Origin of the sequence: Pedobacter sp. AK017 (assembly GCF_014200825.1) — a bacterium.
Taxonomy (GTDB): Bacteria; Bacteroidota; Bacteroidia; order Sphingobacteriales; family Sphingobacteriaceae; genus Pedobacter; species Pedobacter heparinus.
Genome location: NZ_JACHCW010000008.1, coordinates 220,100 through 245,633, shown reverse-complemented (window position 1 = coordinate 245,633; position 25,534 = coordinate 220,100). Strand labels below are relative to the sequence as shown.

Genomic DNA, 25,534 nt, shown 5'->3' with positions numbered 1-25,534 from the left:
AGTTACATCATCCACGATCTTTACTTCCCCAACTTTCATTACACGGTCTTCAAACAGGTGGGTTTGCGGACCGCAATAATCTCCGGACAGTCTTTACCCAATACCAAACTTTTTAAGCTCATTTAGATATTTGTATTTAGTTGGTGTAAATAACCGATTTTTTTTCGAAGAAACCGGTAAATGGAATTATAGACTAAAAATATGGTGCAGTACTTTCCTGTACAGCTCATCAGGCAAAAAGGGTTTGATCACCATATCGTTAATGCCTGCTTCCTTTACCCGTAATGCTATTTCATCAGGCAAGTTGGCTGTAAGGGCAACAATAGGGATGGTCACTCCATTCTCACGCATGGTTGCAGCAGCTTTATAGCCATCCATTATGGGCATGTGCAGGTCCATCAAAACCAGCTGATGTCTGTTCACATCCAGTTTTTCCAGGGCTTCCTGTCCGTTTAGGGCAACATCTATCGTTGCTCCCCAGCGTTCCAGATATTTTTGCGCCACCAGTACGTTCATCAGGTTGTCCTCTACCAGTAAAATAGGTATGCCTGTAAGCGGTTTATCATTCTCGTTGGGCAGGTGTTCCGGATCCAGACGCTTTAAAATTTTGGTGCTTTTCTCAAAAGTTTGTATAAAATAGAAAGTAGAGCCCCTGCCCTCGTCGCTAATCAGGTTTAGGGATGAATTTTGGAGTTCCAGGATCCTTTTACAAATAGAAAGGCCCAGTCCTGTACCACCAAATCCTCTTGATGTAGAAGAGTCAACCTGCGTAAACCTGTCGAAAATAACTTTTTGCTTATCTTTTGAAATGCCGATACCGGTATCTTTAACCTGGATATTTAAGGTAATATCAGTTTCCGTCTGCGCAGCTACAATCAATCTCACTTCTACAGAACCCTTATTTGTAAATTTTATGGCATTGTGTACCAGGTTGGTAATGACCTGAGAACTGCGGGTCGGGTCGCCCATTAGTTTGTTCTTTAAAGCCGGGTCTACATGCAATGTCAATTCAATCCCTTTATCATGCGCAGAACTTTGAAGTCCCGAAACAATATTTCCGGCAATGGCCGGAATGTCCATTTCTATGTGCTCAAAAGAAACTTTTCCCGCCTCAATTTTATTATAATCCAGAATGTCATTTACAATAGAAAGTAAATTATTGGCAGAAAAGAGCATCACATCAAGCTGTTCTTTCTGGTCTTCCCTTGGCCCGTTTTTCAGTAGCAAATGACTCATTCCGATCACCGCATTCAGTGGTGTCCTGATCTCATGGCTCATGGTACTCAGAAATTCACTCTTGGCTTTTAAGCCCTGCTCTGCCTCGGCCCTGGCCTTTTTCTGTTCAAAAGAAACCCTGTGCGAGAGTATCAGTGACTGAAGGAAGAAAAAACTGATGTAAAAAATGAAAGAGACCAGCTGAAAGGCTGGTACGACATTCCAGTAATGCAATAATGAAATGGCAAATACAGGCATAAGGGCAAATGCGCTCATTAAGGTATAAATAGCTCCCGGTCTCTTTTTTCTATAGGCCATTGTATATACATAGGGAACGTACACCAGACAAAAGATCATGATAACCAGAAAAGGATTTATCAATTGGGTAAAATACAGGGGGTTCAGACAAAGTACGGCCAGGGAAAAGCCAAAGCAAAGGCTGGAAATGGTGCCTATAACGATTATACTCGTATCCTGAGGGTATAAATACCGGGTATACAAGGCAAACATGCCTATGCCTAAAAACAAGCTCAGGTATTCCATCCTTACCGTAAGGTACCAGTCCATCTGGGGTAGTACGGTATGCAGTACATAATTGTCTATCCCAATAATCCTGTAACTGTAAACAATAGAGTATAAGGCAAACAATAGGATGGCCTTGTCCCTGCTCCCCATCAGGTAAAGGCCAAGAAAGAAAAGTCCGCCCATCATCAGACAGCCGGTCAACAATAGGTCAACTGCTTCAGCTTGTTTTCTTTTTAAAATGACAAAACCTTTTTCCCCAATTAACAGTGGCTTTTTAATTCCGCCTTTGCTATGGCTAAAATTTGCAATTTGCAGCAGGATGTTTAAGGTATCGGTATGCTGCGGGATTTCTATGATCTTATTTTCCCAGTAGGGAATAAAATCGGTTGCGGTCCTGGCCACGCGTCCGTTGGAAGCGACCTCCTGCGCGTTGATAAACAGGCGATAGGCCGAATAAGCTTCGGGCATGGACAGGCGTAATGATGGCGTGTTTTTTGGCAGCAATACAGTAAGCCGGTAAGTGGCGTAACCATACGAAGGATAGGTTTTTCCGGAAGGTGAGCGGTCGGTCCACCTGTAAGGAAAGTCTACCAGTTCCCCTTTATGTTTAAGGTGGTCATTTGGGCCTATAAGCTGGCCCCAATAAAAAAGCCACTGACCATTGAGCGCAATTTTTCCATCCATTGACTGCGCACGAAGATCTATTATGCCACCTTTTGCAAGTTGAGCTGTTGTCTCAGCTGCAAAACCATAATTTGTCAAGCAGCAAAGCAAAAGCAATGCGCTATAAAAATATTTCCTTACCCTCATTAAGAATGATTATCTCACTTAATTAAAAATGTAGTGTTTTTAATTTGCGCGCAAAGATATGGTAATTAAAAAGTTAATAACCAATGAAATTTACAATATTCACCTGACATTCGTCAGGAAATATCTTTTTAAGAGAGTAAGGCGTATGGAAATTACCCCTGAAATACTAAAAATATTGCAGGGGTAAGTAGATTATTGTGCCTGACCTGAATTGTAGCTGATCATCCACTGGGTGCCAAATTTATCGGCAACGATGCCAAAATAATCGCCCCAGAACATGTTTTCCATAGGCATTTCTACCTTACCACCATCCGCAAAGGCCGCAAATATACGGTCTGCATCTGCAGTGCTTTGTACGCCGAGCGACAGGTAAAAATTATTGCCCGGGGTTAACTTCTGGCCCAGAGATTCCAGCGTATCGGTAGCCATCAGCATGGTGCCGTTAGGAAGCTGGAGCGACATATGACAGATTTTGTGCTTTTCATTTTCTGGTGTCTGATCATCCGGCATATCGCTGAAACGCATGGTCATCACAATTTCGCCGCCAATTACCGATTTATAGAAATTAAAGGCTTCTTCGGTTGTTCCCGGAAAGTTTAAATAAGGGTTAAGCGTGATCATAGTATCTGGTTTTATTTTGTTTATCCAAATGTAGTGTCAATAACCCAATATTCAGGGGTGCTAATACGCCAATATGAGGGGTTGACTGCGACAGATTTTTACCTTAAATTTGATAGAATGAAACACATATCAGTTCTGGTACCAACAGGGGCTGCAGCATTAAGCTGTATTGAAGGCCCGTTTACTTTGTTCAATAAAGTGAATGATTTTTTAGCTGCTATCGGTAAACCCCCAATGTTCATTGTCCAGCTTGTTGGCCTCAGTAAAGAGCCCCGGGTTTACGACAGGTTGTTCAGGGTGTACCCTGATCTGGTGCTTGCTGAGGTTTACAAAACAGACCTGATCATTATACCCGCTGTAAATGGGGATATGGAAACTGTCATTGCCGAAAACAATGATTTTTTTCCCTGGATAACGGCCCAATATAAAGCAGGGGCAGAAGTGGCCAGTTTATGCGTGGGTGCTTTTTTACTGGCGGCAACGGGTCTGGTAAAAGGAAAACGCTGTGCCACGCACTGGCTGTCGGCCCATCAGTTCAGTAAAATGTTCCCCGATGTGGAAATGGTATCTGATAAAGTGGTAACCGATGAAAACGGAATTTATTCGAGCGGCGGGGCAAACTCTTTCTGGAACCTGTTGTTGTACCTGATCGAAAAATATACCGGCCGCGAAATGGCCATCCTTTCTGCAAAATACTTTGCCATTGAAATAGACCGCAGTAACCAGTCCTCCTTTATCATGTTTAAAGGGCAGCGCGACCATCAGGACGATTCTGTAAAAAAAGCCCAGGATTTTATAGAACTTAATTTCCAGGAAAAAATAAGTGTAGACCAGTTGTCGGATATGCTGGCCATTGGCCGTAGAAGTTTTGAACGCCGTTTTAAAAAGGCCACCACCAATACGGTGGCCGAATACATACAGCGTGTAAAAATAGAAGCGGCAAAGAAGGATTTTGAGACCAGCCGTAAAAACATTACAGAAGTGATGTGCGATGTGGGCTATTCAGATACCAAGGCCTTTAGAACGATTTTTAAGAAAAACACAGGGCTATCACCTATAGAATACCGAAATAAGTACAATAAAGAGGCCCTGGCACTGTAAAGGCACCCTGCTTATTGAAGTAATTTCCGTAAATTTGCAGCTTCATCAATTAATTAAAGATACTGTGTCCTTAGATAAATTAAAATTAAGCAAGCCGCTGGTAACAGCAATGAATGATGCCGGGTACATCTCTGCAAAAGAAATTCAGGCAAAAACCATGTCCCGTATTATTGGGGGGCAGGATATCATTGCGGTTGGTCCCGAAGGCTGTGGTAAAACCACAACTTATGTGCTTGGCGTTTTAATGAAGCTAAAGTACAGTACAGATGAGGCACCAAAAGTGCTGATCCTGGTGCCTGATGGCGAACGTGTGGAAGCGGTAATTGCAGAATTTATGCTGCTCAGCAAAAACAGGGACCTGCGCATTATAGGTTTGTATGGTACCGGCGGGATGGAAGAAGAGATCAATACGCTTTTAGATGGTATCGACATTGTGGTGGCCACGCCCACGAGGGCAAGGGCAGTTTACCTTAAACTGGGCCTGAACCTGAACAGGCTGCAGACCTTTATTGTAGATGATGCTGAGGTAATTGTAAAACAAGGGATGCAACTGCCTGTGGCCGAGCTGGCCAGAAGTGCGGGTAAAGTGCAGCACCTGATATTTACTACAGTAGTGCACGATAAGCTGAACCTGATGATCGATCAGTTTATGAATTTCCCTGTTACCATTGAAGTAGAAGACCTGGGTGAAAGCAAGGCTGAAACGCATGCGCTTCTGTTGTACCAGGTGCCTAATTTTAAGACAAAGATTAACCTGCTGAACCTTTTGTTAAGGGATGATGAGGTATTTGATAAAGTGATCGTATTTGTAAACAGCCGTTTAACGGCACAAAAACTGTCCAATAACCTGCATGCTGCAAAGCCGGGCGCTGTAGCTGTATTGAACCCCCTGTTTTTTGATGAGGAAGGTTTTGACCATATTGACGATTTTAAAGTTACACCTGAAGCAAGGGTGCTGATTGTGGCCAATGAAGGCTTTTCCGGGCTAGACCTTTCGGGCATCCATTTTATGTTCCATTTTGAGCTGCCTGAAGAAAAGGAAACCTTTTTAAGCAGGGCCGTAAAAGAGGGGGAAGAGGAAGTAGTGGCCATTACCTTTGCTACCGATCTGGAGCTTGCAGAAGTAAGAAAGATAGAGCAGTCGCTAGGCAAAAAGATCGAGGTGGCAGCATTGCCGGATGACCTGGTGATCGATAAATCGGTAAAGGTGCAGGCCGTTAAAACCAGGAAAGAAACTGAGGACGCGCCTAAAGGCGGCGGTGCTTATCATGAAAAGAAAGAAAGCAACTCCAAAAGCTACAATTACGGAATAGGGCAGAAGGCCAAAATGACGATGAAGAAAAAGCACGGTTAACTCCTGGTTACTCATACAGCTCCCCAACATACAAGCTATCCCCCCTGCAATTTTCCATTGGCCGAGGCAAAGCTCTTGTGATAGTATTAAATCAAGAGAAGGCCTAATACAGGGTTACATATAAAGATATAGTAACAATTAAATGATTATAATATGAATACATAATTATGATACTGTTAAAATACCCTTGAGATACCGTTGGAATACCCTATAAGGTATTCCAACGGTATCTCAAGGGTAAGGGAAAGGTAAGTTAAAGGTATTTTAATTCTGTATTCATTATGTTTTGATATTGTACTTACTATATCTTTATATGTAACCCTGTAGTAAGAGAGATCCGATCGTTTCCGTTAGCTCAAAAATTGTTTATATCTTCTTCGCCTCGTTCCAGTATACATCCATTTCTGCAAGTGTCATGTCCTGTAAAGCTTTGCCATTTTCTTTGGCCTTGCTTTCCAGGTACTGAAAGCGCCTGATGAATTTTTTATTGGTTTTCTCTAAGGCATTCTCCGGATTGATGTTGATAAAGCGGGCATAGTTGATCAATGAAAACAGCAGGTCGCCAAATTCTCCTTCTGCCTTTTCAATATCAATGGCGCTGTTGTACACCACATTAAATTCTGCTTTAAACTCCTGCATCTCTTCTTCCACTTTTTCCCAAACCTGGGCTTTGTCTTCCCAGTCGAAGCCAACACCACGTGCCTTTTCCTGGATGCGGCTGGCTTTTACCAGCGAAGGTAGTCCTGCAGGTACACCCGCCAGAACAGATTTATTGCCCTCTTTTAGTTTTATCTTTTCCCAGTTTCGTTTCACATCCTGCTCATCGGCTACTTCAACATCGCCATAAATATGCGGATGGCGGTTGATCAGCTTGTCGCATACACTGTTCAGCACATCTACAATGGTAAAATCATTGGTTTCTGAAGCAATACGGGCATAAAATACCAGGTGCATCATCACATCTCCCAGTTCCTTTTTCACTTCTTCCAGATCGCCTTCTAAAATGGCGTCCGACAGTTCATAGGTTTCTTCAATGGTCAGGTGCCTTAAAGTTTCCATCGTCTGTTTTTTGTCCCAGGGACATTCGGTACGCAGGGTATCCAGAACATTTAACAATCTGAGGAAGGCTGAAGCAGGGTCTGCGGCAGTTAAAGGTGCGATGTGGTTGGGCATGGGGAACAAATTATTTGATGACGTTAAAGGTAACCATCATTGTGGTTAAAAAAAGAACAATGAGGCCGGATAAGAACATAAAATCTGCTATCTTTTCTAAATGGTCTTCCATACCTGCATCTTTTCTCATCGAAAGAAAGGAAAAAATGGAACTTGCCATAAACAAAATGATGGCCAGGGCAGTGGTTTCATCAATCAGGGTGCTGTCCTGCATTTTCGATACTTTAATTGAGGTAAGCACAACAAAACACAGGCCCAGTAAAGTTGCAGAAGTGTTCAGGATATGCGGTGATCTGTTCTCGGCCATAAATTATTCTTTTTCTTCCAGTTTGATCTTTTTGGTAATGCGGTATACCCTTCGTTTCTTTTGCGGCCTCTCTTCCCCACCCAGTAAAATTCCCCAGGGCCTAAGCTGCTCTATCTTATCAAAAATAATTTTAAGCATGGCCAGGTAGGGGATACATAAAAACATACCAGATATGCCCCAGATCATTTCGCCCACTACAATGCCGATGAAAGCAAACAGTGCATTGATCTTTACCTTAGAGCCCACTACCAATGGCATCAGCACATTTCCATCAAGTGCATGGATGCTTACAAAAGCAATTAAAACCAGCAATACCTTGGCCGCTCCGGCAGTCGCAAAAGTGATCAGCACACTGATCAGTAATGCGGTAAATATACCCAGGTAAGGTACAATGTTAAAAATCCCCGAAATAAGGCCCAGCAAAACGGCATATTTTACGTTCAATACCCACAGGGTAAATATCATCAATACGGTAACGATAAACATTTGTAAAAAAAGCCCTGTGATGTATTTTTTTATGATGTACTGGATCTGTCTTACAATTTCGCTTACTTTTTGTTTATGTTTTTCCTCGAACACAGAACTCAGGAAGTTAAACAGAATGCCCCTGTAATTGAGTATAAAAAAGGTGAACAACAGAAGGAAAGATAAGAACAAAAGGGTAGAGGAAACGGTAAGCAACGTAGCGCCCAGCACCGTTGCACTGGTGGCTACAGCGCTGCTGGCACTATTCTTAAGGTAATCTATCTGTTTCTGTGCATTTACGCCAAATGTTCTGGAAATCCAGTGTTGCACATCATGGAACGAGGTTTCGGCCTGGTGCTTAAGCAAGGGCCAGTCTTTCCACAAATCGGTCAGCTGGTTGGCCAGGAAGTACAGGATGGAAGAGATTACCCCAATCATCAGTACCACTGATATGATGGCTGCAATGCTCCTTTTAAAGCGCCATTTTTGTTCCATAAAATTGGCCATCGGTAACAAGAGCAGGGCCAGTAAAAATGAAGTAAGCAGTGGCGCCAGGATGGTTTGTCCTAAAATGGCCAGGTAACCTGCACTTATGATGGAGAACAACACCATAGCCAGTTTGGTGTAAAAGGGTAGGGAAACTTGTGTCATGAGCAGCAGGATTAATAATGATGTAAATTAACCAAAAACAAATGCCCTGCCAAAATATTTTGACAGGGCATTCTATTCATTTTTCGGGATGTGTTTACTGCCAGTCGCTGGCCTCGTCAAGTATCGCTATGTCTTCCACATTTAATTTCAATGTGGCGGCTTTAACCAGGTCTTCCAGCTGCGCCAGGCTGGTTACACTGGCAATAGGTGCAGTAACGGATGGCCTTGCCAGCAGCCAGGCCAGGGCTATACTGGCCGGATTGGCATTGTACTGTTCGGCAACCTGGTCCAATGCCTTTAATATTTTAAAGCCCCGGTCGTCAAGGTATTTTTTGATGCCGGCGCCACGCTTGCTTTTGTCCAGATCAGCTTCAGACCGGTATTTTCCGGTTAAAAAGCCACTGGCGAGTGCATAATAATTGATTACGCCCAGCTGATGGTCTACCACTACCTGTTCCAGCTCTTTTTCATAAGCCTCGCGCTGGTAAAGGTTATATTCGGGCTGAAAACTCTGGTACCTGGGCAGGCCCAGCCTGTCGGCAGTTTCCAGTGCAGTGCGCAGGCGTACCGCCGAAAAATTGGAGGCGCCTATCCAGCGTACCTTTCCGGCCCTGATCAGGCGGTCATATACTTCAAGTGTATCTTCAATTGGTGTTTCCGGGTCGTCATAATGCGACTGGTACAGATCGATATAATCGGTTTTCAATCTTTTTAAAGATGCATCAACAGATTTAAGGATATAATGTTTGGCCAGGCTTTTTTTATCTGAACCAGGTATAGAACCTACTTTGGTGGCCAGGATTACCTGCTCACGGTTTTTTCTCTGTGCCATCCAGTTGCCGATGATGGTTTCAGATTCACCACCTTTATTTCCGGGTACCCAATGCGAATAGGAGTCGGCCGTATCAATAAAATTGAACCCGGCTGCGGTAAACCCGTCCAGGATTTCGAAGGATTGCTGCTCATCTATGGTCCAGCCGAATACGTTTCCACCAAAGGTGATGGGATAAACCTGCAGGTCTGACTGGCCTAATTGTCTTTTCTTCATGAATTTAGATTTATGGTCTTTAGCTTAACAACCGAACCCGCCTTTTGTTGCCCTTAACATCTCTCTTTTTCCGGGAGCGCCGGGCAGTTTTTCTATGCTGAACCCAATGGTCTTCAGGGCACGTTTAAGCTTACCGGTAATGGCATAGGTAACAAAAATACCGCCTGGCCTTAAAAAACTGCAGGCATGGGCAATCACCTCATCTGTCCACATTTCAGGCTGGTGCTGTACTGAAAAAGCATCGTAATAGAGCAGGTCAAACCGAAGGTCCGTTTCATACCGGTGAAGGTAGGTATGCACAATCCTGAGTTGCTGATCTGCACCAAGGTTTACAGCTTGCTGAAAGGCTTTTCCGTAGTTGCCGGTCAGGCCATTCCATATATTTTCGGGTACGTACTGATCGTAACCTGTTGATTCCAGTTCTTCTATCGTGAGCGGAAAAGCCTCCAGTGAAATGTATTTAAGCGCGGTTTGATGTTTTTCACACCAGGCGGCACTCAGCAAAAAGTTTAACCCTGTGCCAAAACCAATTTCCAGCACCTTGATTTCCTGGCCGGGAAAACAGCTGAGGGCATGTTGTAGGCCGGCATCAATAAATACGTGTTTGCTTTCCTGCAGGGCACCGTGTTTGGAATGGTAATGTTCGCCAATGGTTTCATTGTACAGCGTATTTGAGCCATCGGCAGTTAAGGTAATTCTGTTCATTGCCTACAAATTTAACCAAAACTGGTTAAATTATTTGAACTTATACAGATCGATCCCTTTCCAGGCAATGTAGCCCAGCTTTGCACACTTGTCTGCCACCACTTCAGCAATATATGCCGGAACATCACTTACAATTGTCCAGCGAATGGCATAGTTGCTATTGTAACTCATATAGATGACCAGATCGCCGCCATCGGGGCTTTCCAGCAGTTGTTTATCCAGATAGGCCTGTAAATCTGCTGCAAAACCTTCCAGCCGCTCATTCATCATTCTTGTCAGGGGCGCTTTAGGCCTGGCCTCAAAATCAATAATAGGTACTACGGTAATGGTGGTCATCAATTGTGGTTATGGTTTCAAATATGCAAGAACTTTGCCAATATAGGAAGGGAGGCCAGCTATAAATTGAAATATTTATCCGGATTGCCCTTATGCACCTTTAATTAAAGGAATGCTTATATCCAAATAATCCAAAACCTGTATCGCTGGAAGATTTTAAACAGTTATATTTAAAGGCACTTTAGTCATGGTAGAATTGTTAAAAGCAGCCAATGAAGAAAAAAATAGGCATAAGTTACACGGAAACCAATTTTCAGAACTACTGGAACTGGTTTACACCAGAGGACCTGGGAGGAGAGCTGGAACTGTTAGAACTTTCATTTGAAAAGAACAACAGGGACGACATTGAAAAATGTGATGGCTTTGTGCTTACCGGTGGTATTGATGTACTACCAGCTATATACGGCGGGGCAGAAGAATATCCCTACCGCCCCGACGAGTTTTTACCGGAAAGGGATGAATTTGAACGGTTGATCTACAACTATTCGCAGGAGGCAAAAATTCCGGTATTGGCCATTTGCAGGGGCATGCAGTACATCAATATCATGGAAGGCGGAAAAGTTTTTGAAGACAATGGCGAAAAGCTGAACCGCTTACATAAAAAGGGAACGGAGGATAAGGTGCATGAGGTAATTGTGAATACCCATAGTTTGCTTTATGCGGTAACTGGCGAAAAAAGGGGGCTGGTAAACAGTGCGCACCACCAGGCGGTAAGGCCCGATAAACTGGGCAATAACCTGATGGTTAGTGCTTATGCGGATACCGAGGACCCGATTATTGAAGGCTTGGAATTTAAGGATAAAACGGGCAAGGCCTTCATGATAGGCCTGCAGTGGCATCCGGAAAGGATGAAAGAAAAGGAATCGAATCCCTTCTCCCAGAAAATTAAGGAAGAGTTTGTTAAGGAAGTGAAAAAACATACACGATGAACATTGTAAACCCTGCTACAGAAGAAGTTATTGCAAGCGTAAAAGAAGATGACAGTAAATCGCTTGCCCATAAGCGCAACCTGCTTAAAGTAGGGCAAAAAAACTGGGCAGCCAGAAGTTTAGCAGAACGTCTGAGGATAATTACGCAGTTTTATAATTTGCTGGATGCAGAAAAAGAGAGGCTTGCAGCGCTGCTTACTTCGGAAGTGGGTAAACCTTTGCAGCAGTCGCGCAATGAAATTAACGGGGCCGGAACAAGGATCAAATGGATGCTGGACCATGGGGCAAAGTACCTGTCGGACGAGCTGGTAACCGATACGCCGGAGCTGAAAGAATACATTTCGTACAACCCGCTGGGCATTGTCTGTAACATTTCGGCCTGGAATTACCCTTACCTGGTGGGGGTAAATGTTTTTATCCCGGCCTTAATGGCGGGCAATGCTGTGCTGTATAAACCATCCGAATATGCCACTTTAACAGGATTGGAAATAGAAAAACTGCTGAAGCAGGCAGGTGTACCCGATGATGTGTTTAAAGTTGCGATTGGGGCCAAAGAAACCGGCGAACATTTGCTGGACATGAACTTTGACGGGTATTTTTTTACCGGATCTTATCGTACCGGAAAGCATATTTATGAGCGTGTGGCACCCAAAATGGTTCCCTGCCAACTGGAACTTGGAGGTAAAGACCCCCTTTATGTTGCAGGTGATGTAAAGGATGTTGCAGCGGTAGCTGTGTCGACGGCCGATGGGGCTTTTTACAATAACGGACAAAGTTGCTGCTCGGTAGAGCGTATTTATGTGCATGAAAAAGTGTATGACGATTACCTGGCTGCTTTTGTAAAAGAAGTAGAATCGTGGAAAACAGGACTGCCTGACGAAGAAGGGGTGTACATTGGGGCGCTGACCAGGAAGGAGCAGCTTAAGGTACTGGAACTGCAGGTTAAAGATGCGCTGCAATATGGTGCGGTATTGCTGAGCGGAGGTAAAAGAAAGGGAGAAAAAGGCAATTATTTTGAGCCCACGGTATTGACCAATGTGACCAACCAGATGAAGGTGATGCAGGAAGAAAGTTTTGGCCCCATCATTGGTATCATGAAAGTAAATGATGATGCAGAAGCACTTTATCTGATGCAGGATACAGCTTACGGACTAACGGCATCAGTTTATTCTGACAGCTGGGAAAGGGCGGAAAATATTCTTTCACAGATAGACTCGGGCACGGGGTACTGGAATTGCTGCGACCGGGTAAGTGCTGCACTGCCATGGAGTGGCAGGCGGCACTCAGGAATTGGCGCAACCCTTTCCCATCAGGGCATAAGGGCTTTTACCAGGCCGAGGGCCTGGCATTTAAAGCGCTGAGGGCTGGTTACCACAACCTGATCCGCTCTTCCGGTTTTTTATAGAGTTTATCCCCTGGCTGCACATCAAATGCCCTGTACCAGGCATCCATATTTACAGGGGCACCAATGGTTCTGTACGGGCCCGGGGAATGCGGATCTGTTTTGATCATCTGTGCAGCTATTTCGGGTAAGATATTGCCTCTCCATACCTGTGCCCAGGAAAGGAAGAAACGCTGGTCTGGTGTAAAACCATCAATTTTTTCGTCAGACTGGCCTTGCCTGGTCATTTTAAACGCTTCATAAGCTGCGTTTAAGCCACCTAGGTCGCCTATGTTTTCGCCCATTGTAAACTTGCCGTTCACCGGGATGGTGTCCAGCACTTTGTAGCCATCAAACTGTTCGCCCAGTTGTTTGGTCTTAGCATTGAATTTTTCACGGTCTTCGGCAGTCCACCAGTTGCGCAGGTTGCCATCTTTATCGTACTGGCTACCACTATCGTCAAAACCATGCGACATTTCGTGACCGATAACGGCACCAATGCCGCCATAATTTACGGCATCATCGGCATTTGGATCAAAGAAAGGGAACTGCAAGATCCCGGCCGGAAATACGATCTCGTTCATGGTAGGGCTGTAATAGGCATTCACTGTGGGTGGGGTCATCCCAAATCGGGTACGGTCTACCGGTTTACCCAATTGGCTAACCATTTCCTTATAAGCCCAGGTGCCGGCATTCCGCAGGTTCTGCAGATAGGCATTAGGGCTGATGACCAGTCCCTGATAAGTTCTCCATTTTGAAGGGTAGCCTATTTTAGGTACAAAAGCATGCAGTTTTTCCAGGGCCTTTTGTTTGGTCACTTCGCTCATCCAGTCCAGGTTTTTGATCCTGATCTCGAAAGCTTTTCTCAGGTTGGCGATCAGCTCGTCCATCCTCACTTTGGCATCGGGCTTAAAGTACCTGGCTACATACAGCTGTCCTACCAGATCTCCGATGGTACCATCTGTGAGCTGCGACATCCTTTGCCAGCGTGGGGTTTGTACTTTTTGTCCGGTTTGTGCCTGGTTAAAGGCAAATGTAGCATTTACAAAGGGGCTGCTCAGATTGGGGGCGGCACTTTTCAGTACGTTCCATTCCAGATAGGTTTTCCATTCGTTCAGCGGGACATTTTTCAGCATGTCATTCAGGCTGACAAAAAACTTTGGAGAGGAAACAAGTACTGTATCCTGTCCGTTTACCAGAAGTTTGCTGAACAACTGGGGCCAGCTGATCCTGGGTGTAGTTTTATTAAAATCAGTCAGCGTAAACTTATTATAGGTTTTATAAGGATCACGCATTTCCAGTCTGGTCATCTGCGCTTCAGCAAACTGCTTTTCTATCGCCATTACCACTGCTGCTTTTTTGGTAGCCTCGGCCGCAGTGCTTCCCGTTAATTTAAACAGGGTAGTCAGATAGGTGGTATAAGCTTCGCGGATCTTTACACTTCTGCTGTCATCTTTCAGGTAATAATCGCGGTCGGGCAGGGTGGTGCCACCCTGGCCCAGCTGTGGAAGGTATTTGTTTACATTTTTGCGGTCCTGGCCAACACCAAAGCTGAACATAGGAGCGGCAATGCCATTTACACGCAGGTAAGCGGTCTGGTCGAGTACCCCGCTTATATTTTTGAGCTGCCTGATCTTTGCCAGTTCTGCTTTGATGGGGGCATAGCCCAGCTTTTCGATGGTCAGGCTATCCATTGCTGCAGTATAGAAATCGCCCACCCTTTTTACTACCGAGCCTGGTTGGGCCGATTTGCTGGCGGCGGCATCTTCTACCAGGCCTTTTACGGCATTGATGTTGAAATCCCTTAAGGCATTAAAGCTGCCCCATCGGGTTTCTTTAGCAGGGACCGGATTGTTTTTGATCCAGGTGCCATTCGCATACCGGTAAAAATCATCTCCGGGTTTTACGGAGCGATCCATATTTGCAGGGTCGATAAATTTTGTGGCAGATTGTGCATGGGCAGAATAGCTGATAGCAGCAATTCCCAAAACGGTAAAACAAGTTTTGAGTGATAAAAATTTCATAAATGATAATTGAAAGGATAAAAGTAGTAATTGTGCCTAAATAAGCACCTTGTATCCCAAAATTATTACTTGTTAAACCAATAGTAAAGCTTGGTGAGGCCAAGTTTTCTGAGGATGGTATGGGTTATAGAAAATACATTTATAGATTTCATCTCTTCGCATTTTATATCTATTTAACATATTTTAACAAAAAATATTGTGCAGACCTTTAAATTTTTGTTATAGCCGCCAGCGGGTTTAGCAGGTAATTTTAAGCTTTCAGCTTTTTGCGCTGACCAATATATAAGCCAACGATAACCAGGCAGGTTCCGAAAACTGTATACAGTGTAATGGGCTCATTGAGCAGCCACCAGGCATAAAAGAAACCGAAAAGCGGACACAGGAACAGCCACAGGGAAGCTTTTACGGTATCTATTTTTAAGAGGTAGAACCAGCAGATGAGGCCGGCTACAGATACGGAAAGGCTAAGCCACAATACAGAAGAGATGAACCTGTGGTCGAAATTTAAAGCAGAGAAATCGCTAAATGCCAGGGTAAAGGGTAAAAGGAATAATCCACCCAGGGTTACCTGCCAGCCATTGATCAGCAGGTTGGGTAAGGTCCATTGTATCCTTGCATAATAAACACTGGCAAAGGAAACGGCAACCATGCTTAACATGAGTATGGCTACACCTGAAATGGTAGTATTGCTGTTTTTAAGCAGGGGATAGGTAGCCAGAGCAATGCCCAGCATGCCAATGATGATGCTGATGATTTCTGCCTTTGCCGGCCGGCGGCCCATCAACCAGGAAGAAAGCAGCACAATGAGCAAGGGATTGGTAGAGGTAGACAAACTGCCGATGCCTGCTGCAGTATATTTCATGGCGTATACATACAAACCAAGGTATACTGTTGTGTTCAGAAAGCCAAATATGGCCAGCTGACGCCATTCGGTATACGTAGGCAGGCGGTATTGCTTGTCCCTGCTGATCAGGTAACAAAAGCCCAGCAGCACAAAACCTGCGATAAAAAAACGCAGGTTGCCCAGGATTAAAGGGGGCGATGACAATATGCCGAATTTAGTTGCTACAGATGCTGATGCCCACAGCATGGCAAAAAGTAAACCGATAAAGATGTTCTTCACACATCAAAGGTAAGGCAAGAAAGGATGATAATTGCTACATTTTATCTAAGTTTGGCGCAACTAATTTTTTTTTATAATGAAAAGACTGATTTTACTGATCTATCTGTTGGCTGTAGCATCTGGTAGTTTTGCACAGCAGCAGCAATTGAGCATGCAGGATGCGATGAGCAATGCCCGGACAACGCTGGCACCCGAAAACTTATCCCAACTTCAATTTATTTATGGAACGGAGGATTATGTATATGCCAAACGCATAGGCAATAGTCCGGTATGGTTAAGGGGTAATGCCAAATCAAAGGAAGACCAGCCTTTTCTGACCTTAACACAATTAAACCAGAAATTAAGGAACGCGAAGAAGGATACTTTGAAGATGATGCCCGTGATCCAGTTTAACCAGGGGCCGGAATGGATTTTAAACCTTAACGGTAGTAAAGTAGCGATCAACCCGGTTAAAAATACGGTAGATGTACTGGTAGACCAGTCGTTAATGGCAAAAACAAACGCAGAGGAAAGCAAGGCCGGTTATGTGGCTTATCTGGATAATTTCAACTTGTTTGTTGCTAAAGACGGGGATCGGAAACAGGTTACCACTGATGGTAACAGTGATATTGTTTACGCTTCTTCGGTACACAGGGAAGAGTTCGGGATCAGTAAAGGAACTTTCTGGAGTAATAATGGTAAGGTGCTTGCTTTCTACAGAATGGACCAGCAAATGGTTACAGATTATCCGATCATCGACTGGACCAGCCGGCCTGCTCACAATGTAAACATCAAATATCCTATGGCGGGTGACAAGAGCCATCATGTTACTGTGGGGGTGTATCATGCAGAAACTAAAGCTGTAGTGTATTTGAAAACCGGCGAGCCGGCAGAGCAGTATTTAACAAATATTGCCTGGAGTCCGGACGATAAATATGTTTATATAGCGGTATTGAACCGTGGACAAAATCACATGAAGCTAAACCAGTACGACGCCGCTACAGGCGATTTTGTGAAAACCTTATTTGAAGAGAAAGATGATAAATATGTAGAGCCACTGGTGCCGATGTTATTCCTGAAAAATGATCCTTCAAAATTTATATGGCAAAGCAACAGGGATGGCTGGAACCATTTATACCTGTACGATTTAAAAGGCAGGGTGGTAAAACAACTAACGAGGGGGGCATGGGAAGTGCTGGAGGTAAAAGGTTTTGATGCTAAAGGTGAGCGGCTGTTTTACGTTTCAACAGAAGAGTCGCCGGTAACCAGGAATTTATATGTATTAAATGTGAAATCTGGTCAGTCGCGCAGGCTTACATCTGCTTTTGCGGTACACAATATGCAGGTAAGCATTTCAGGAAATACTGTAATTGATGTTTACAGTACACCTGATGTGCCCAGGGTGATCCAGCTTGTAGAAACAGCGGGTTCAAAAGCTAAGTTATTGTTGAAGTCTGCAAACCCCTTGTCGGCTTATGCTACAGAAAATTCATCGATATTTACCATAAAAAGTAAATCGGGTGAGGACTTGTATATGAACCTGTACAAGCCGGTAAATTATGATGCCGGTAAAAAATATCCTGTAGTGGTTTACTGGTATGGCGGTCCGCATGCACAGCTGATCACCAACAGCTGGAATGCCGGTGCAGGCGATTACTGGTCGCGGTATATGGCGCAACGGGGTTATGTAGTGCTTACGGTTGATGTAAGGGGTAGCGACAACAGGGGCAGGGCCTTTGAACAATCTATGTTCCGCAGGGCAGGTGAGGTACAGATGGAGGATATGATGAGTGCCGTGGATTATCTGAAAGCCCAGCCTTATGTAGATGCAGCCAACATGGGCTTATTTGGCTGGAGCTTTGGTGGCTTTGCCACTACAGATTTTATGCTGACCCACCCGGGTGTGTTTAAAGCTGCCGTAGCTGGCGGGCCGGTAATAAACTGGGCCTTTTATGAGATCATGTATACCGAACGCTATATGGATACCCCACAGGAAAACCCTGAAGGTTATGCCGCTACCTACCTGAGTAACCGTGTTGATCAGCTGAAAGGAAAGTTATTGCTGATCCATGGATTACAGGATCCGGTTGTAGTGCAGCAGCATTCGGTCGATTTTGTGAAACATGCGGTTGATAAAGGTGTACAGGTAGATTACATGATCTATCCTGGTCATGAGCACAATGTATTGGGTAAAGACCGGGTGCAGCTGTATCAGAAAGTAACGGATTATTTTGAACTGTATCTGAAAGGGGGAAAATAACCAGCCATATTTTTATTTTACTAAAGAATGCAGCTTTTTTAGGTATGGACTAAGGGATTGTGTATTTTCAGGAGACCTATGGTTAAAGGAACAGAAATATGAACCATTCAGATGAAAATGACCACTATCCTGAACTTGCAGCCAGATGGCTTGATGGAAGTATAAGTGAGCAGCAAAGGCATACGTTTAATGCCTGGTATAACCGGGATCAGGATCAGCCGCTTATTATTCCGGCTTCTTTTGCCGCCGATGCGGAAATCCACAGGGCACGCATCTACCAAAAAGTCCTGATGGGCATGGAAGATAAAAATACACCTGCGCCGGTAAAGTTTTGGATTAAGCTGGGCATTGCGGCATCAATTTGCATTTTGTTTTCGGTAGCCCTGTATTTTTATATGCACCAGTCTCGGGTATTTGACCTGGACCAATTGGCCAGACAATATGGTTATGGCAGCGATGTAGCTGTTTTAACAGATCAGAATGGGAAACAGCACCTGCTGGAAGGTTCTGTTTTCAATATGTCCGAAGGGAAGAGCAGCCTGACCTCCGGAAATGGCTTTGCCAGAATTGCAACACCCCGGGGATCACGTTATCAGATACAGCTGGAGGACGGGACGCAAGTTTGGCTGGGGGCCGCCAGTTCCATTACTTATCCTGTTACATTTAGGGGCCAGACCAGGACCGTCCGGCTTTCGGGAGAAGCTTATTTTGAAGTTGCACATCAGGCAAAAAAGCCTTTTCAGGTTAAAATGATGTCCAATAAACATCAACTTGATCTCAGGGTAATCGGAACCAAATTTAATGTAAATGCTTATCCGGAAGATCAGGAAGTACAAACACGTGTGTTTGAAGGTTCGGTAAAACTGAGTTCGGGTAGGTATACCGCTGTTTTAACAAAAGGGGAGAAAGTAGTTTTTAAGAATGGGGTGCTGCAGCCTAAGGTACAGCACCTTGAGGAAGACTGGATGCGGTCTGGAACGTTGCATTTTGATAACGATAATATGAAACAGGTGATGCGTATGCTGGCGAGGGAATATAATGTAGAACTGGTGTATAATGGCAGGGGAGGGAAGAGGATGTATCTGACAGGTGAGATTAGCCGGAAAAATCCACTGAAAAAGGTTTTGCATCTTATTGAACTGGCAACTGATTATCAGTTTTTGCTTGAAGACGGGCGTGTAACAGTTTTTGAACCCCATAAAACCCCTTACTGATATGGACCGATACAAGATTTTTACAGATGTTGAATTGGTAGCGTTATTAAAGAAGGGCGATAAAGTAGCGTTTGCAGAAATTTACGACCGTTACTGGGATAAACTTTTTAGTATAGCCGGGCATAAGCTGGAACAGTTGGAAGATGCAGAGGAAGTGGTACAGAACATCTTTATTGCTTTGTGGAACCGGCGTGAAACTTTGAACATCACCTCTACCTTGAACAGCTACCTTGCGGTATCAGTGAAGTACCGCGTAATTAAGGTGCTGGAAAAGCTGTATCGTCAAAAAAAATATGCAGACAGTTTGGGAAAGGAATGTGGGCTGGATGATTCTACCCAGGAATGGCTTGAGTTTACGGCACTTAAAGCATCGTTGGAACAATTGGTAAAAAAACTTCCCGATAAATGTCAGCTGGTTTACCGGATGAGCAGGGAAGAGGGCTTTAGCCAGAAAGAAATTGCCGGAAAACTGGATATTTCTGAAAAAACAGTGGAAGCTCATTTAGGTAAAGCTTTAAAAACAATCAGATCAGGTTTGAACATTTTGATATCAATGCTTTTGTAAGCTCAAAGCTTTGTATTTTTTTCACTAATTTTACGCCTTCAAAAATCTGATACTTTTCAAAATAATGAGCATTTCAACAAAATACGATCCGGCGGCAACAGAAGATAAATGGTACAGTTACTGGCTTTCAAAGAAATTTTTTCACTCTGAGCCAGATGAACGCGAACCTTATACCATTGTTATCCCTCCGCCAAATGTGACCGGTGTTTTGCACATGGGGCACATGCTGAACAATACCATTCAGGACGTATTGATCCGCAAGGCACGTATGCAGGGGAAAAATGCATGCTGGGTTCCGGGTACCGACCATGCTTCTATTGCAACGGAGGCAAAGGTGGTTGCCATGCTTAAAGAAAGGGGTATCAACAAGGCTGATATCAGCCGCGAAGAATTTTTAAAATATGCCTGGGAGTGGAAAGAGAAATACGGAGGTATTATTCTTGATCAGCTGAAAAAACTGGGGGCCAGCTGCGACTGGGACCGCACGCGTTTTACCATGGAAGACGATCTTTCGGATGCCGTGATCGATAGTTTTATCCACCTGTATAAAAAGGGCTGGATTTATAGGGGGATCCGTATGGTAAACTGGGATCCGGCAGGCAAAACCGCTGTTTCTGATGAGGAAGTGATCCGTAAGGAAGTAAACCAGAAACTGTATTACATTAAGTATACGGTTTCCGGGTCAGATGATTTCATTACGATAGCCACTACACGCCCTGAAACCATTATGGCAGATGCGGCAGTCTGTATTAACCCAAATGATGAGCGTTATACCCATCTTAAAGGCAAAAAGGTGTTTGTGCCTTTAATTAACCGCGAAATTCCGGTAATTGAAGATGAGTATGTGACGATGGATTTTGGTACGGGCTGCTTAAAAGTTACGCCTGCGCATGACCTGAACGACTATGAACTGGGTGTAAAACATAAGCTTCCGGTAATTGATATTTTAAATGATGATGGTACATTAAACGAACTGGCTGTTGTTTTGGTTGGTGAAGACCGTTTTGTGGCCAGAAAAAAGATTGCCAAACTATTGGATGAAGCCGGTCATTTAGACAAGGTGGAAGACTATAAATCGCAGGTAGGTTTTTCGGAACGTACAGATGCGGCTATAGAACCTAAACTGTCTATGCAATGGTTCTGTAAAATGGACCAGATGGCAAAACCAGCTTTGGAAGATGTATTGAATGGTGATGTAAAGCTGATCCCTGAAAAGTTTGTGAACACTTACCGTCACTGGATGGAGAATGTGCGCGACTGGAACATTAGCCGCCAGCTGTGGTGGGGCCAGCAGATTCCTGCCTGGTACGATAACCAGGGCAACTGGGTAGTGGCCAAAACCAAAGAAGAAGCTTTGGATGAGTTTTTAAAACTCAAAGACCCTGAGGGACAATTTACAGCAGAAGAGAAAGCTGGTTGCAAAAATCAGCTTGCAGCCTTTATCAAACAGGATCCGGATGTAATGGATACCTGGTTCTCGTCCTGGTTATGGCCGATCTCGGTATTTGACGGTTTTAAAAATCCCGACAATAAGGACATCAACTATTATTATCCGACCAATGACCTGGTTACTGCACCCGAGATTTTATTTTTCTGGGTAGCCAGGATGATTATGGCGGGGCATGAATTCAGGGGGCAGAAACCTTTTACCAATGTTTATTTAACAGGAATTGTTAGGGATAAACTGGGGCGTAAGATGTCTAAATCTTTGGGGAACTCTCCTGACCCGATCGGGCTGATAGAAAAATATGGTGCAGATGGTGTCAGGGTAGGGATGTTATTGTGTTCACCTGCCGGTAACGACCTGATGTTTGACGAAAGCTATTGTGAACAGGGCCGTAATTTTGCCAATAAAATCTGGAATGCCTTCCGTCTGGTGAAAGGCTGGGAAGTAGAGCCTGCATTGGAAAACCCTAATCAGCAGGCCATATTGTGGTTTGAAAACCGCTTTAATGAGGCCATGGCTGAAATAGAAGATAATTTTAAACAATATCGTTTATCGGAAGCCTTAATGGCTACCTATAAACTGGTATGGGATGATTTCTGTGCCTGGTACCTGGAAATGGTTAAACCAGCTTACCAGCATCCTGTAGACGCAGAAACTTTAAAGGCAACCATTGCTTTCTTTGAAAAGATATTGACATTGCTGCATCCATTTATGCCCTTTATTACAGAAGAGCTATGGCATGATGAGCTGTTTGGTGAAAAAGGAGAAATGGACTGCTGCATTGTAGCCAGCTATCCCGCTGTAGGTGCTGTTGATACAGCTTTGCTGAAAGATGTTGAAGTTGTTAAAACACTGGTTGCAGAAATCAGAAATGTGAGAAATACAAAGCAGATCTCGCCTAAAGAAGCTTTGCCACTGGCTATTAAAGTGAACTCTGCACTGGATTATGAGAAATGGCTGAACATTGTTTTCAAACTGGCCAATATCAGTGAGGTAGAACTGGTGAATGATAAGATTCCTGGTGCCGTAAGCTTTATGGTAGGAAACGACGAGTTTTTTATCCACCTGAATGAAGCCATTGATATAGATGTGGAAAGAGAACGTTTAAATGCCGAACTGGTGTATTTACAGGGTTTTTTAAAATCTGTAAATGCCAAGCTTGGAAATGAGCGTTTTGTACAGAATGCCAAGCCGGAAATTATCCAGAATGAGCGGAACAAGCAGGCAGATGCAGAAGGGAAGATTAAGATCATTGAAGAAAGTCTGGCGGCTTTAAAATAGAAGGTATGTACAACTACACAAGATTTTTTATCCTGTTGCTGCTGGGCATAATCTTGAGTGGTTTTGGATTAAAAGATAATGTGCTGAAGGGAAAAGTGATTTGTATAGATGCAGGACATGGAGGTACCGCGCAAACAGATCTTTACAGGCAGGGACCAACTGGTGAACGTGAAGAATGGGTAAATTTAAGGGTAGCCATTTTACTGAAAGCGCTGCTGGAAGCTGAAGGTGCAAAAGTGGTCATGACGCGTACCAGCGATGATTTTGTACCCCTGGCAACCCGTTCCAAAATAGCAAGGGAAAATAAGGCGCAGCTGTTTCTGTCCATTCATCACAATGCTACTGCCGATTCGACGGTAAATTTCCCTATTGTTTATTTTCACGGCAAATCCTCAGAAAACAAAGCCGGGGTTGCTTTTGGAAAGGAAATTGCCAGGGCCATGCAATCGGAATTTTATGAGGTTAAAACACCGGTAAGTGTGGTCTCAGACCATACCGTTTTTGCTCTTGAGGGTGCAAGTGTGCTGCGCAATACCTACGGTATCCCGGGTGTACTTTCTGAAGCTTCATTTTTTACCAATCCAAAGGAAGAGAGACAGCTGAAAGATCCTGAGCATAACAGGAGGGAGGCTGTAGCTTATTTAAAAGCCATAAGGTTTTTTTTCAGCAATAAGGTCGAAATCATAAAAGACAAGGACCCGAACTTTGTTATTCCGCCCTTTCAGGGCTTACAGGAAGCTGAACGGATGAGTGAAGTGGCTAAAAAATGGCTGGATGATTACCGGAAGGGATCATTGCTGATGAAAAGTAAAGATACTGCTGCCCTACAGGAGGCTTATGAGCTATTTACGCGTTCCGCACGATCTTTTCCTGATTCCTATGTAGCCAGGCAATGCCATGAGCAGCGGGTTTATTTATTGAAAAAGTTGGGGAAAAAGGAAGAAGCCAGACAGGAAAAACTGCGTTCAGCTGAGTTTTATGTAAAATAAGGCTTTAAAGAGAAATCCTATAGGCACACCTTCTGTCGCCTGCAATGATGTGGCTTACCCTGCTGATGTTTACATCTTCTCCAAGTACAAATTTAAAGGTGTTGAGTTCTGAAATACAGAAGCCCTGACAGATCTGCGCTGCGGCACAGATAGGGCAGTGGTTTTCTATCAGCAGAAAACCTTTGTCATCTTTGGTGTATTCGGCCATATATCCTTCGCGGCTTCGGATTTCGGCCAGTGTACGGATTCTTTCTTCCAGTGAATTGTTTTGGTTCAGTTGCTGCTGATAGCGTTGTTTCGCTTTTTGTTCTCCGGCTGATATGACCGTTTGCAAGGCTTCCTCTCCAAGTGTATCTTTCATCAGCTGGATGAGCTTTACGGTAAGTTCTGCGTGCGTGTCCGGAAATCCCTTATTGCCCAAATCGGTTAGACTGAAATATTGGGTAGGCCTGCCTACGCCTTTCGACTCCTGACTGGATTGGATCAGTCCTTCTTCAGTTAGTTTAAGCAGTTGAAGCCTGGCACCCTCAGTGGTGATATTCAGTTCTTTAGAAATCTCGGTCGCCGTTAAAGCACCTCGTGTCTTCAACAACATCAAAAAACGATTTGTCTTCATAATCTAATAAAACAAGTCTTTACTTGTTTTATTGACAAAAGTACTAACTTTGCTGAACAATTAAGCACATAAAGGAATTATAGTTTCGCCATGCAAGTCAGTATACTCCTTTATCATACCGGACCACCGCTAATTTAACCCTGGCCGTAGCAGGTATCCAGTACTAATTTTAATGATAGCTGATTCCGGAAACCCTGGTTTTTTGGGTTGAAGGGAAGTATTGGCTTTTTTTTTAAGACAATGCATAAAACAAACACAATAAATATGAAAGCAACAATACAATTACCACTATTTATAACCCTGCTTTTTTTAATACAGTCCTGCGGACCAGAGCAGCAGACTGCGCAGCAGGAAAGCATACAGGAATATCCTGTGACAACGATCGTGAAGGGGGAGACGATCATCAATACAGAATATCCGGCCACAATTGAGGGGCAGCAGAACATAGAGATCCGTTCTAAGGTAGACGGTTTTGTGGCGCAGATTTTTGTAGATGAGGGTGCGGCCGTGAAAAAAGGGCAATTGCTGTTCAGGATCAATGCCCCTCAATATGAGCAGGAGGTAAGGACTGCCAGTGCGGCCATTAAAAATGCGGATGCTGAAGTAAATACGGCTAAAATGCAGGTAGAAAAAACCTTGCCACTTGTAAGGGAGGGTATTGTAAGTGAATATGAACTGAAGTTGGCAAACTTTAATTTACATGCCAAAGAAGCCGCACTGCTACAGGCGAGGGCTGGTCTGGCCAACGCCCGTACCAATTTAGGCTATACAGCGATCAGCAGTCCGGCCGATGGTGTTGTAGGTAGTATTCCCTACAAAACCGGCAGCCTGGTAAGCAGTACCTCGGTGCAGCCACTTACTACAGTATCCAATATTGCGCATGTTTTTGCCTATTTCTCTTTCAATGAAAAGCAATTTCTGGACTTTACCGACAGTTTTACAGGGAAAAATATGAAAGAAAAACTGAAGCATTTTCCCGCCGTTACGCTGTTACTGGCTAATGGAGCTGAATATAAAGAAAAAGGCCGTATGGAAAGTATTGGCGGACTGATCAATACAGAGACCGGTGCGGTAAATTTAAGGGCAGGTTTTCCTAACCCCGAAGGCATCATCAGAAGTGGCGCCAGTGCTACCATCCGTATCCCTTTGCAGGTAAAAGATGCCTTGTTGATTCCGGCCAAAGCGACCTATGAAATGCAGGAAAAGCTGATGGCTGTAACCGTAAATAAGGATGGAACAGTAAAGGTTACGGAGATAGAGGTTATGGATAGCCCTGCAGGTGAATTTTATGTGGTAAAAAAGGGCCTGAATGCGGGCGACCATGTGGTAATTGAAGGTATGGGTGGTTTGAAAGATGGTACAAAGATCAAACCCGTATTTGCCAGTAAGCTCAGCGCTGCTAAAAAATAGACCAC

General features: G+C 44.1%; 21 protein-coding genes. 10 read left to right on the top strand and 11 right to left on the bottom strand.

All coding sequences use genetic code 11. From position 1 onward, the window contains the following. Nucleotides 1–186: 186 nt before the first annotated feature. Nucleotides 187–2,550, bottom strand: coding sequence for an ATP-binding protein (locus HDC92_RS13465; RefSeq protein WP_183875232.1), 2,364 nt, complete (start codon nt 2,548–2,550; stop codon nt 187–189). Nucleotides 2,551–2,742: 192 nt separating this feature from the next. After that, the gene (locus HDC92_RS13460) at nt 2,743–3,171 is read right to left on the bottom strand and encodes a VOC family protein (RefSeq protein WP_012781388.1); all 429 of its coding nucleotides are present in this window, start codon (nt 3,169–3,171) and stop codon (nt 2,743–2,745) included. 117 nt (nt 3,172–3,288) lie between these two features. On the opposite strand from HDC92_RS13460, the gene HDC92_RS13455 reads away from it, so the two are divergent. Together HDC92_RS13455 and HDC92_RS13450 are read left to right on the top strand one after the other, a co-directional pair. Continuing rightward, nucleotides 3,289–4,272, top strand: a complete 984-nt coding sequence (locus tag HDC92_RS13455; protein ID WP_012781389.1) for a GlxA family transcriptional regulator — start codon at nt 3,289–3,291, stop codon at nt 4,270–4,272. 64 nt (nt 4,273–4,336) lie between these two features. Further along, nucleotides 4,337–5,626, top strand: coding sequence for a DEAD/DEAH box helicase (locus HDC92_RS13450; RefSeq protein WP_012781390.1), 1,290 nt, complete (start codon nt 4,337–4,339; stop codon nt 5,624–5,626). Between the two features lie 366 nt (nt 5,627–5,992). Here HDC92_RS13450 and mazG read toward each other — a convergent pair whose 3' ends face one another. The 6 genes from mazG to HDC92_RS13420 all read right to left on the bottom strand — a co-directional run bounded on the left by mazG (nt 5,993) and on the right by HDC92_RS13420 (nt 10,311). Continuing rightward, the gene (gene mazG, locus HDC92_RS13445) at nt 5,993–6,799 is read right to left on the bottom strand and encodes a nucleoside triphosphate pyrophosphohydrolase (RefSeq protein WP_183875230.1); all 807 of its coding nucleotides are present in this window, start codon (nt 6,797–6,799) and stop codon (nt 5,993–5,995) included. A 10-nt stretch (nt 6,800–6,809) separates the two neighbouring features. Then, nucleotides 6,810–7,106: a hypothetical protein gene (locus tag HDC92_RS13440; RefSeq protein WP_183875228.1), complete on the bottom strand. Its 297-nt coding sequence runs from the start codon at nt 7,104–7,106 to the stop codon at nt 6,810–6,812. Between the two features lie 3 nt (nt 7,107–7,109). Then, the gene (locus tag HDC92_RS13435; protein WP_183875226.1) at nt 7,110–8,222 is read right to left on the bottom strand and encodes an AI-2E family transporter; all 1,113 of its coding nucleotides are present in this window, start codon (nt 8,220–8,222) and stop codon (nt 7,110–7,112) included. Nucleotides 8,223–8,316: 94 nt separating this feature from the next. After that, on the bottom strand, nt 8,317–9,270 hold the full coding sequence (locus tag HDC92_RS13430) for an aldo/keto reductase (protein ID WP_183875224.1): 954 nt from the start codon (nt 9,268–9,270) through the stop codon (nt 8,317–8,319). Between the two features lie 24 nt (nt 9,271–9,294). Further along, nucleotides 9,295–9,975, bottom strand: coding sequence for a tRNA (5-methylaminomethyl-2-thiouridine)(34)-methyltransferase MnmD (gene mnmD / locus HDC92_RS13425; RefSeq protein ID WP_183875223.1), 681 nt, complete (start codon nt 9,973–9,975; stop codon nt 9,295–9,297). Nucleotides 9,976–10,005: 30 nt separating this feature from the next. After that, on the bottom strand, nt 10,006–10,311 hold the full coding sequence (locus HDC92_RS13420; RefSeq protein WP_183875221.1) for a hypothetical protein: 306 nt from the start codon (nt 10,309–10,311) through the stop codon (nt 10,006–10,008). Between the two features lie 212 nt (nt 10,312–10,523). On the opposite strand from HDC92_RS13420, the gene HDC92_RS13415 reads away from it, so the two are divergent. Next, nucleotides 10,524–11,240 carry a gamma-glutamyl-gamma-aminobutyrate hydrolase family protein gene (locus HDC92_RS13415; RefSeq protein WP_183875219.1) on the top strand — a complete coding sequence of 239 codons (717 nt, stop codon included), beginning with the start codon at nt 10,524–10,526 and terminating at the stop codon, nt 11,238–11,240. Next, nucleotides 11,237–12,601, top strand: coding sequence for an aldehyde dehydrogenase family protein (locus HDC92_RS13410; protein ID WP_183875217.1), 1,365 nt, complete (start codon nt 11,237–11,239; stop codon nt 12,599–12,601). The genes HDC92_RS13415 and HDC92_RS13410 overlap by 4 nt, the downstream gene beginning before the upstream one ends. Nucleotides 12,602–12,608: 7 nt before the next feature. Here HDC92_RS13410 and HDC92_RS13405 read toward each other — a convergent pair whose 3' ends face one another. Next, nucleotides 12,609–14,645 carry a M13 family metallopeptidase gene (locus tag HDC92_RS13405; RefSeq protein WP_183875214.1) on the bottom strand — a complete coding sequence of 679 codons (2,037 nt, stop codon included), beginning with the start codon at nt 14,643–14,645 and terminating at the stop codon, nt 12,609–12,611. 250 nt (nt 14,646–14,895) lie between these two features. Beyond that, complete coding sequence (locus HDC92_RS25325; protein ID WP_012781400.1) at nt 14,896–15,768, bottom strand: DMT family transporter; 873 nt, start codon at nt 15,766–15,768, stop codon at nt 14,896–14,898. Nucleotides 15,769–15,844: 76 nt separating this feature from the next. Here HDC92_RS25325 and HDC92_RS13395 point away from each other — a divergent pair, with 76 nt between their 5' ends. The 5 genes from HDC92_RS13395 (at nt 15,845) to HDC92_RS13375 (ending at nt 23,503) form a co-directional block, all read left to right on the top strand. Continuing rightward, the gene (locus tag HDC92_RS13395; protein WP_183875212.1) at nt 15,845–18,007 is read left to right on the top strand and encodes a S9 family peptidase; all 2,163 of its coding nucleotides are present in this window, start codon (nt 15,845–15,847) and stop codon (nt 18,005–18,007) included. Between the two features lie 98 nt (nt 18,008–18,105). Beyond that, nucleotides 18,106–19,221, top strand: a complete 1,116-nt coding sequence (locus HDC92_RS13390; protein WP_183875209.1) for a FecR family protein — start codon at nt 18,106–18,108, stop codon at nt 19,219–19,221. A 1-nt stretch (nt 19,222) separates the two neighbouring features. Further along, complete coding sequence (locus HDC92_RS13385; protein WP_183875207.1) at nt 19,223–19,786, top strand: RNA polymerase sigma-70 factor; 564 nt, start codon at nt 19,223–19,225, stop codon at nt 19,784–19,786. Between the two features lie 64 nt (nt 19,787–19,850). Further along, on the top strand, nt 19,851–22,514 hold the full coding sequence (locus HDC92_RS13380) for a valine--tRNA ligase (protein WP_183875205.1): 2,664 nt from the start codon (nt 19,851–19,853) through the stop codon (nt 22,512–22,514). Between the two features lie 5 nt (nt 22,515–22,519). Further along, nucleotides 22,520–23,503: an N-acetylmuramoyl-L-alanine amidase gene (locus HDC92_RS13375; protein WP_012781405.1), complete on the top strand. Its 984-nt coding sequence runs from the start codon at nt 22,520–22,522 to the stop codon at nt 23,501–23,503. A 4-nt stretch (nt 23,504–23,507) separates the two neighbouring features. Here HDC92_RS13375 and HDC92_RS13370 read toward each other — a convergent pair whose 3' ends face one another. Continuing rightward, nucleotides 23,508–24,119 carry a helix-turn-helix transcriptional regulator gene (locus tag HDC92_RS13370; protein WP_183875203.1) on the bottom strand — a complete coding sequence of 204 codons (612 nt, stop codon included), beginning with the start codon at nt 24,117–24,119 and terminating at the stop codon, nt 23,508–23,510. Between the two features lie 264 nt (nt 24,120–24,383). Here HDC92_RS13370 and HDC92_RS13365 point away from each other — a divergent pair, with 264 nt between their 5' ends. Then, nucleotides 24,384–25,529, top strand: a complete 1,146-nt coding sequence (locus tag HDC92_RS13365; protein WP_255484528.1) for an efflux RND transporter periplasmic adaptor subunit — start codon at nt 24,384–24,386, stop codon at nt 25,527–25,529. Nucleotides 25,530–25,534: the final 5 nt, after the last annotated feature.

What these genes read in the sequence shown, in the direction of transcription:
- HDC92_RS13440 (WP_183875228.1), bottom strand. Translation starts at nt 7,106, where the DNA reads ATGGCCGAGAACAGATCACCGCATATCCTGAACACTTCTGCAACTTTA.
- HDC92_RS13435 (WP_183875226.1), bottom strand. Translation starts at nt 8,222, where the DNA reads ATGACACAAGTTTCCCTACCCTTTTACACCAAACTGGCTATGGTGTTG.
- HDC92_RS13405 (WP_183875214.1), bottom strand. Translation starts at nt 14,645, where the DNA reads ATGAAATTTTTATCACTCAAAACTTGTTTTACCGTTTTGGGAATTGCT.
- HDC92_RS13385 (WP_183875207.1), top strand. Translation starts at nt 19,223, where the DNA reads ATGGACCGATACAAGATTTTTACAGATGTTGAATTGGTAGCGTTATTA.
- HDC92_RS13380 (WP_183875205.1), top strand. Translation starts at nt 19,851, where the DNA reads ATGAGCATTTCAACAAAATACGATCCGGCGGCAACAGAAGATAAATGG.
- HDC92_RS13455 (WP_012781389.1), top strand. Translation starts at nt 3,289, where the DNA reads ATGAAACACATATCAGTTCTGGTACCAACAGGGGCTGCAGCATTAAGC.
- HDC92_RS13415 (WP_183875219.1), top strand. Translation starts at nt 10,524, where the DNA reads ATGAAGAAAAAAATAGGCATAAGTTACACGGAAACCAATTTTCAGAAC.
- HDC92_RS13430 (WP_183875224.1), bottom strand. Translation starts at nt 9,270, where the DNA reads ATGAAGAAAAGACAATTAGGCCAGTCAGACCTGCAGGTTTATCCCATC.
- HDC92_RS13390 (WP_183875209.1), top strand. Translation starts at nt 18,106, where the DNA reads ATGAACCATTCAGATGAAAATGACCACTATCCTGAACTTGCAGCCAGA.
- mnmD (WP_183875223.1), bottom strand. Translation starts at nt 9,975, where the DNA reads ATGAACAGAATTACCTTAACTGCCGATGGCTCAAATACGCTGTACAAT.
- HDC92_RS13395 (WP_183875212.1), top strand. Translation starts at nt 15,845, where the DNA reads ATGAAAAGACTGATTTTACTGATCTATCTGTTGGCTGTAGCATCTGGT.
- HDC92_RS13420 (WP_183875221.1), bottom strand. Translation starts at nt 10,311, where the DNA reads ATGACCACCATTACCGTAGTACCTATTATTGATTTTGAGGCCAGGCCT.
- HDC92_RS13375 (WP_012781405.1), top strand. Translation starts at nt 22,520, where the DNA reads ATGTACAACTACACAAGATTTTTTATCCTGTTGCTGCTGGGCATAATC.
- HDC92_RS13365 (WP_255484528.1), top strand. Translation starts at nt 24,384, where the DNA reads ATGAAAGCAACAATACAATTACCACTATTTATAACCCTGCTTTTTTTA.
- HDC92_RS13410 (WP_183875217.1), top strand. Translation starts at nt 11,237, where the DNA reads ATGAACATTGTAAACCCTGCTACAGAAGAAGTTATTGCAAGCGTAAAA.
- HDC92_RS13465 (WP_183875232.1), bottom strand. Translation starts at nt 2,550, where the DNA reads ATGAGGGTAAGGAAATATTTTTATAGCGCATTGCTTTTGCTTTGCTGC.
- HDC92_RS13370 (WP_183875203.1), bottom strand. Translation starts at nt 24,119, where the DNA reads ATGAAGACAAATCGTTTTTTGATGTTGTTGAAGACACGAGGTGCTTTA.
- HDC92_RS13460 (WP_012781388.1), bottom strand. Translation starts at nt 3,171, where the DNA reads ATGATCACGCTTAACCCTTATTTAAACTTTCCGGGAACAACCGAAGAA.
- mazG (WP_183875230.1), bottom strand. Translation starts at nt 6,799, where the DNA reads ATGCCCAACCACATCGCACCTTTAACTGCCGCAGACCCTGCTTCAGCC.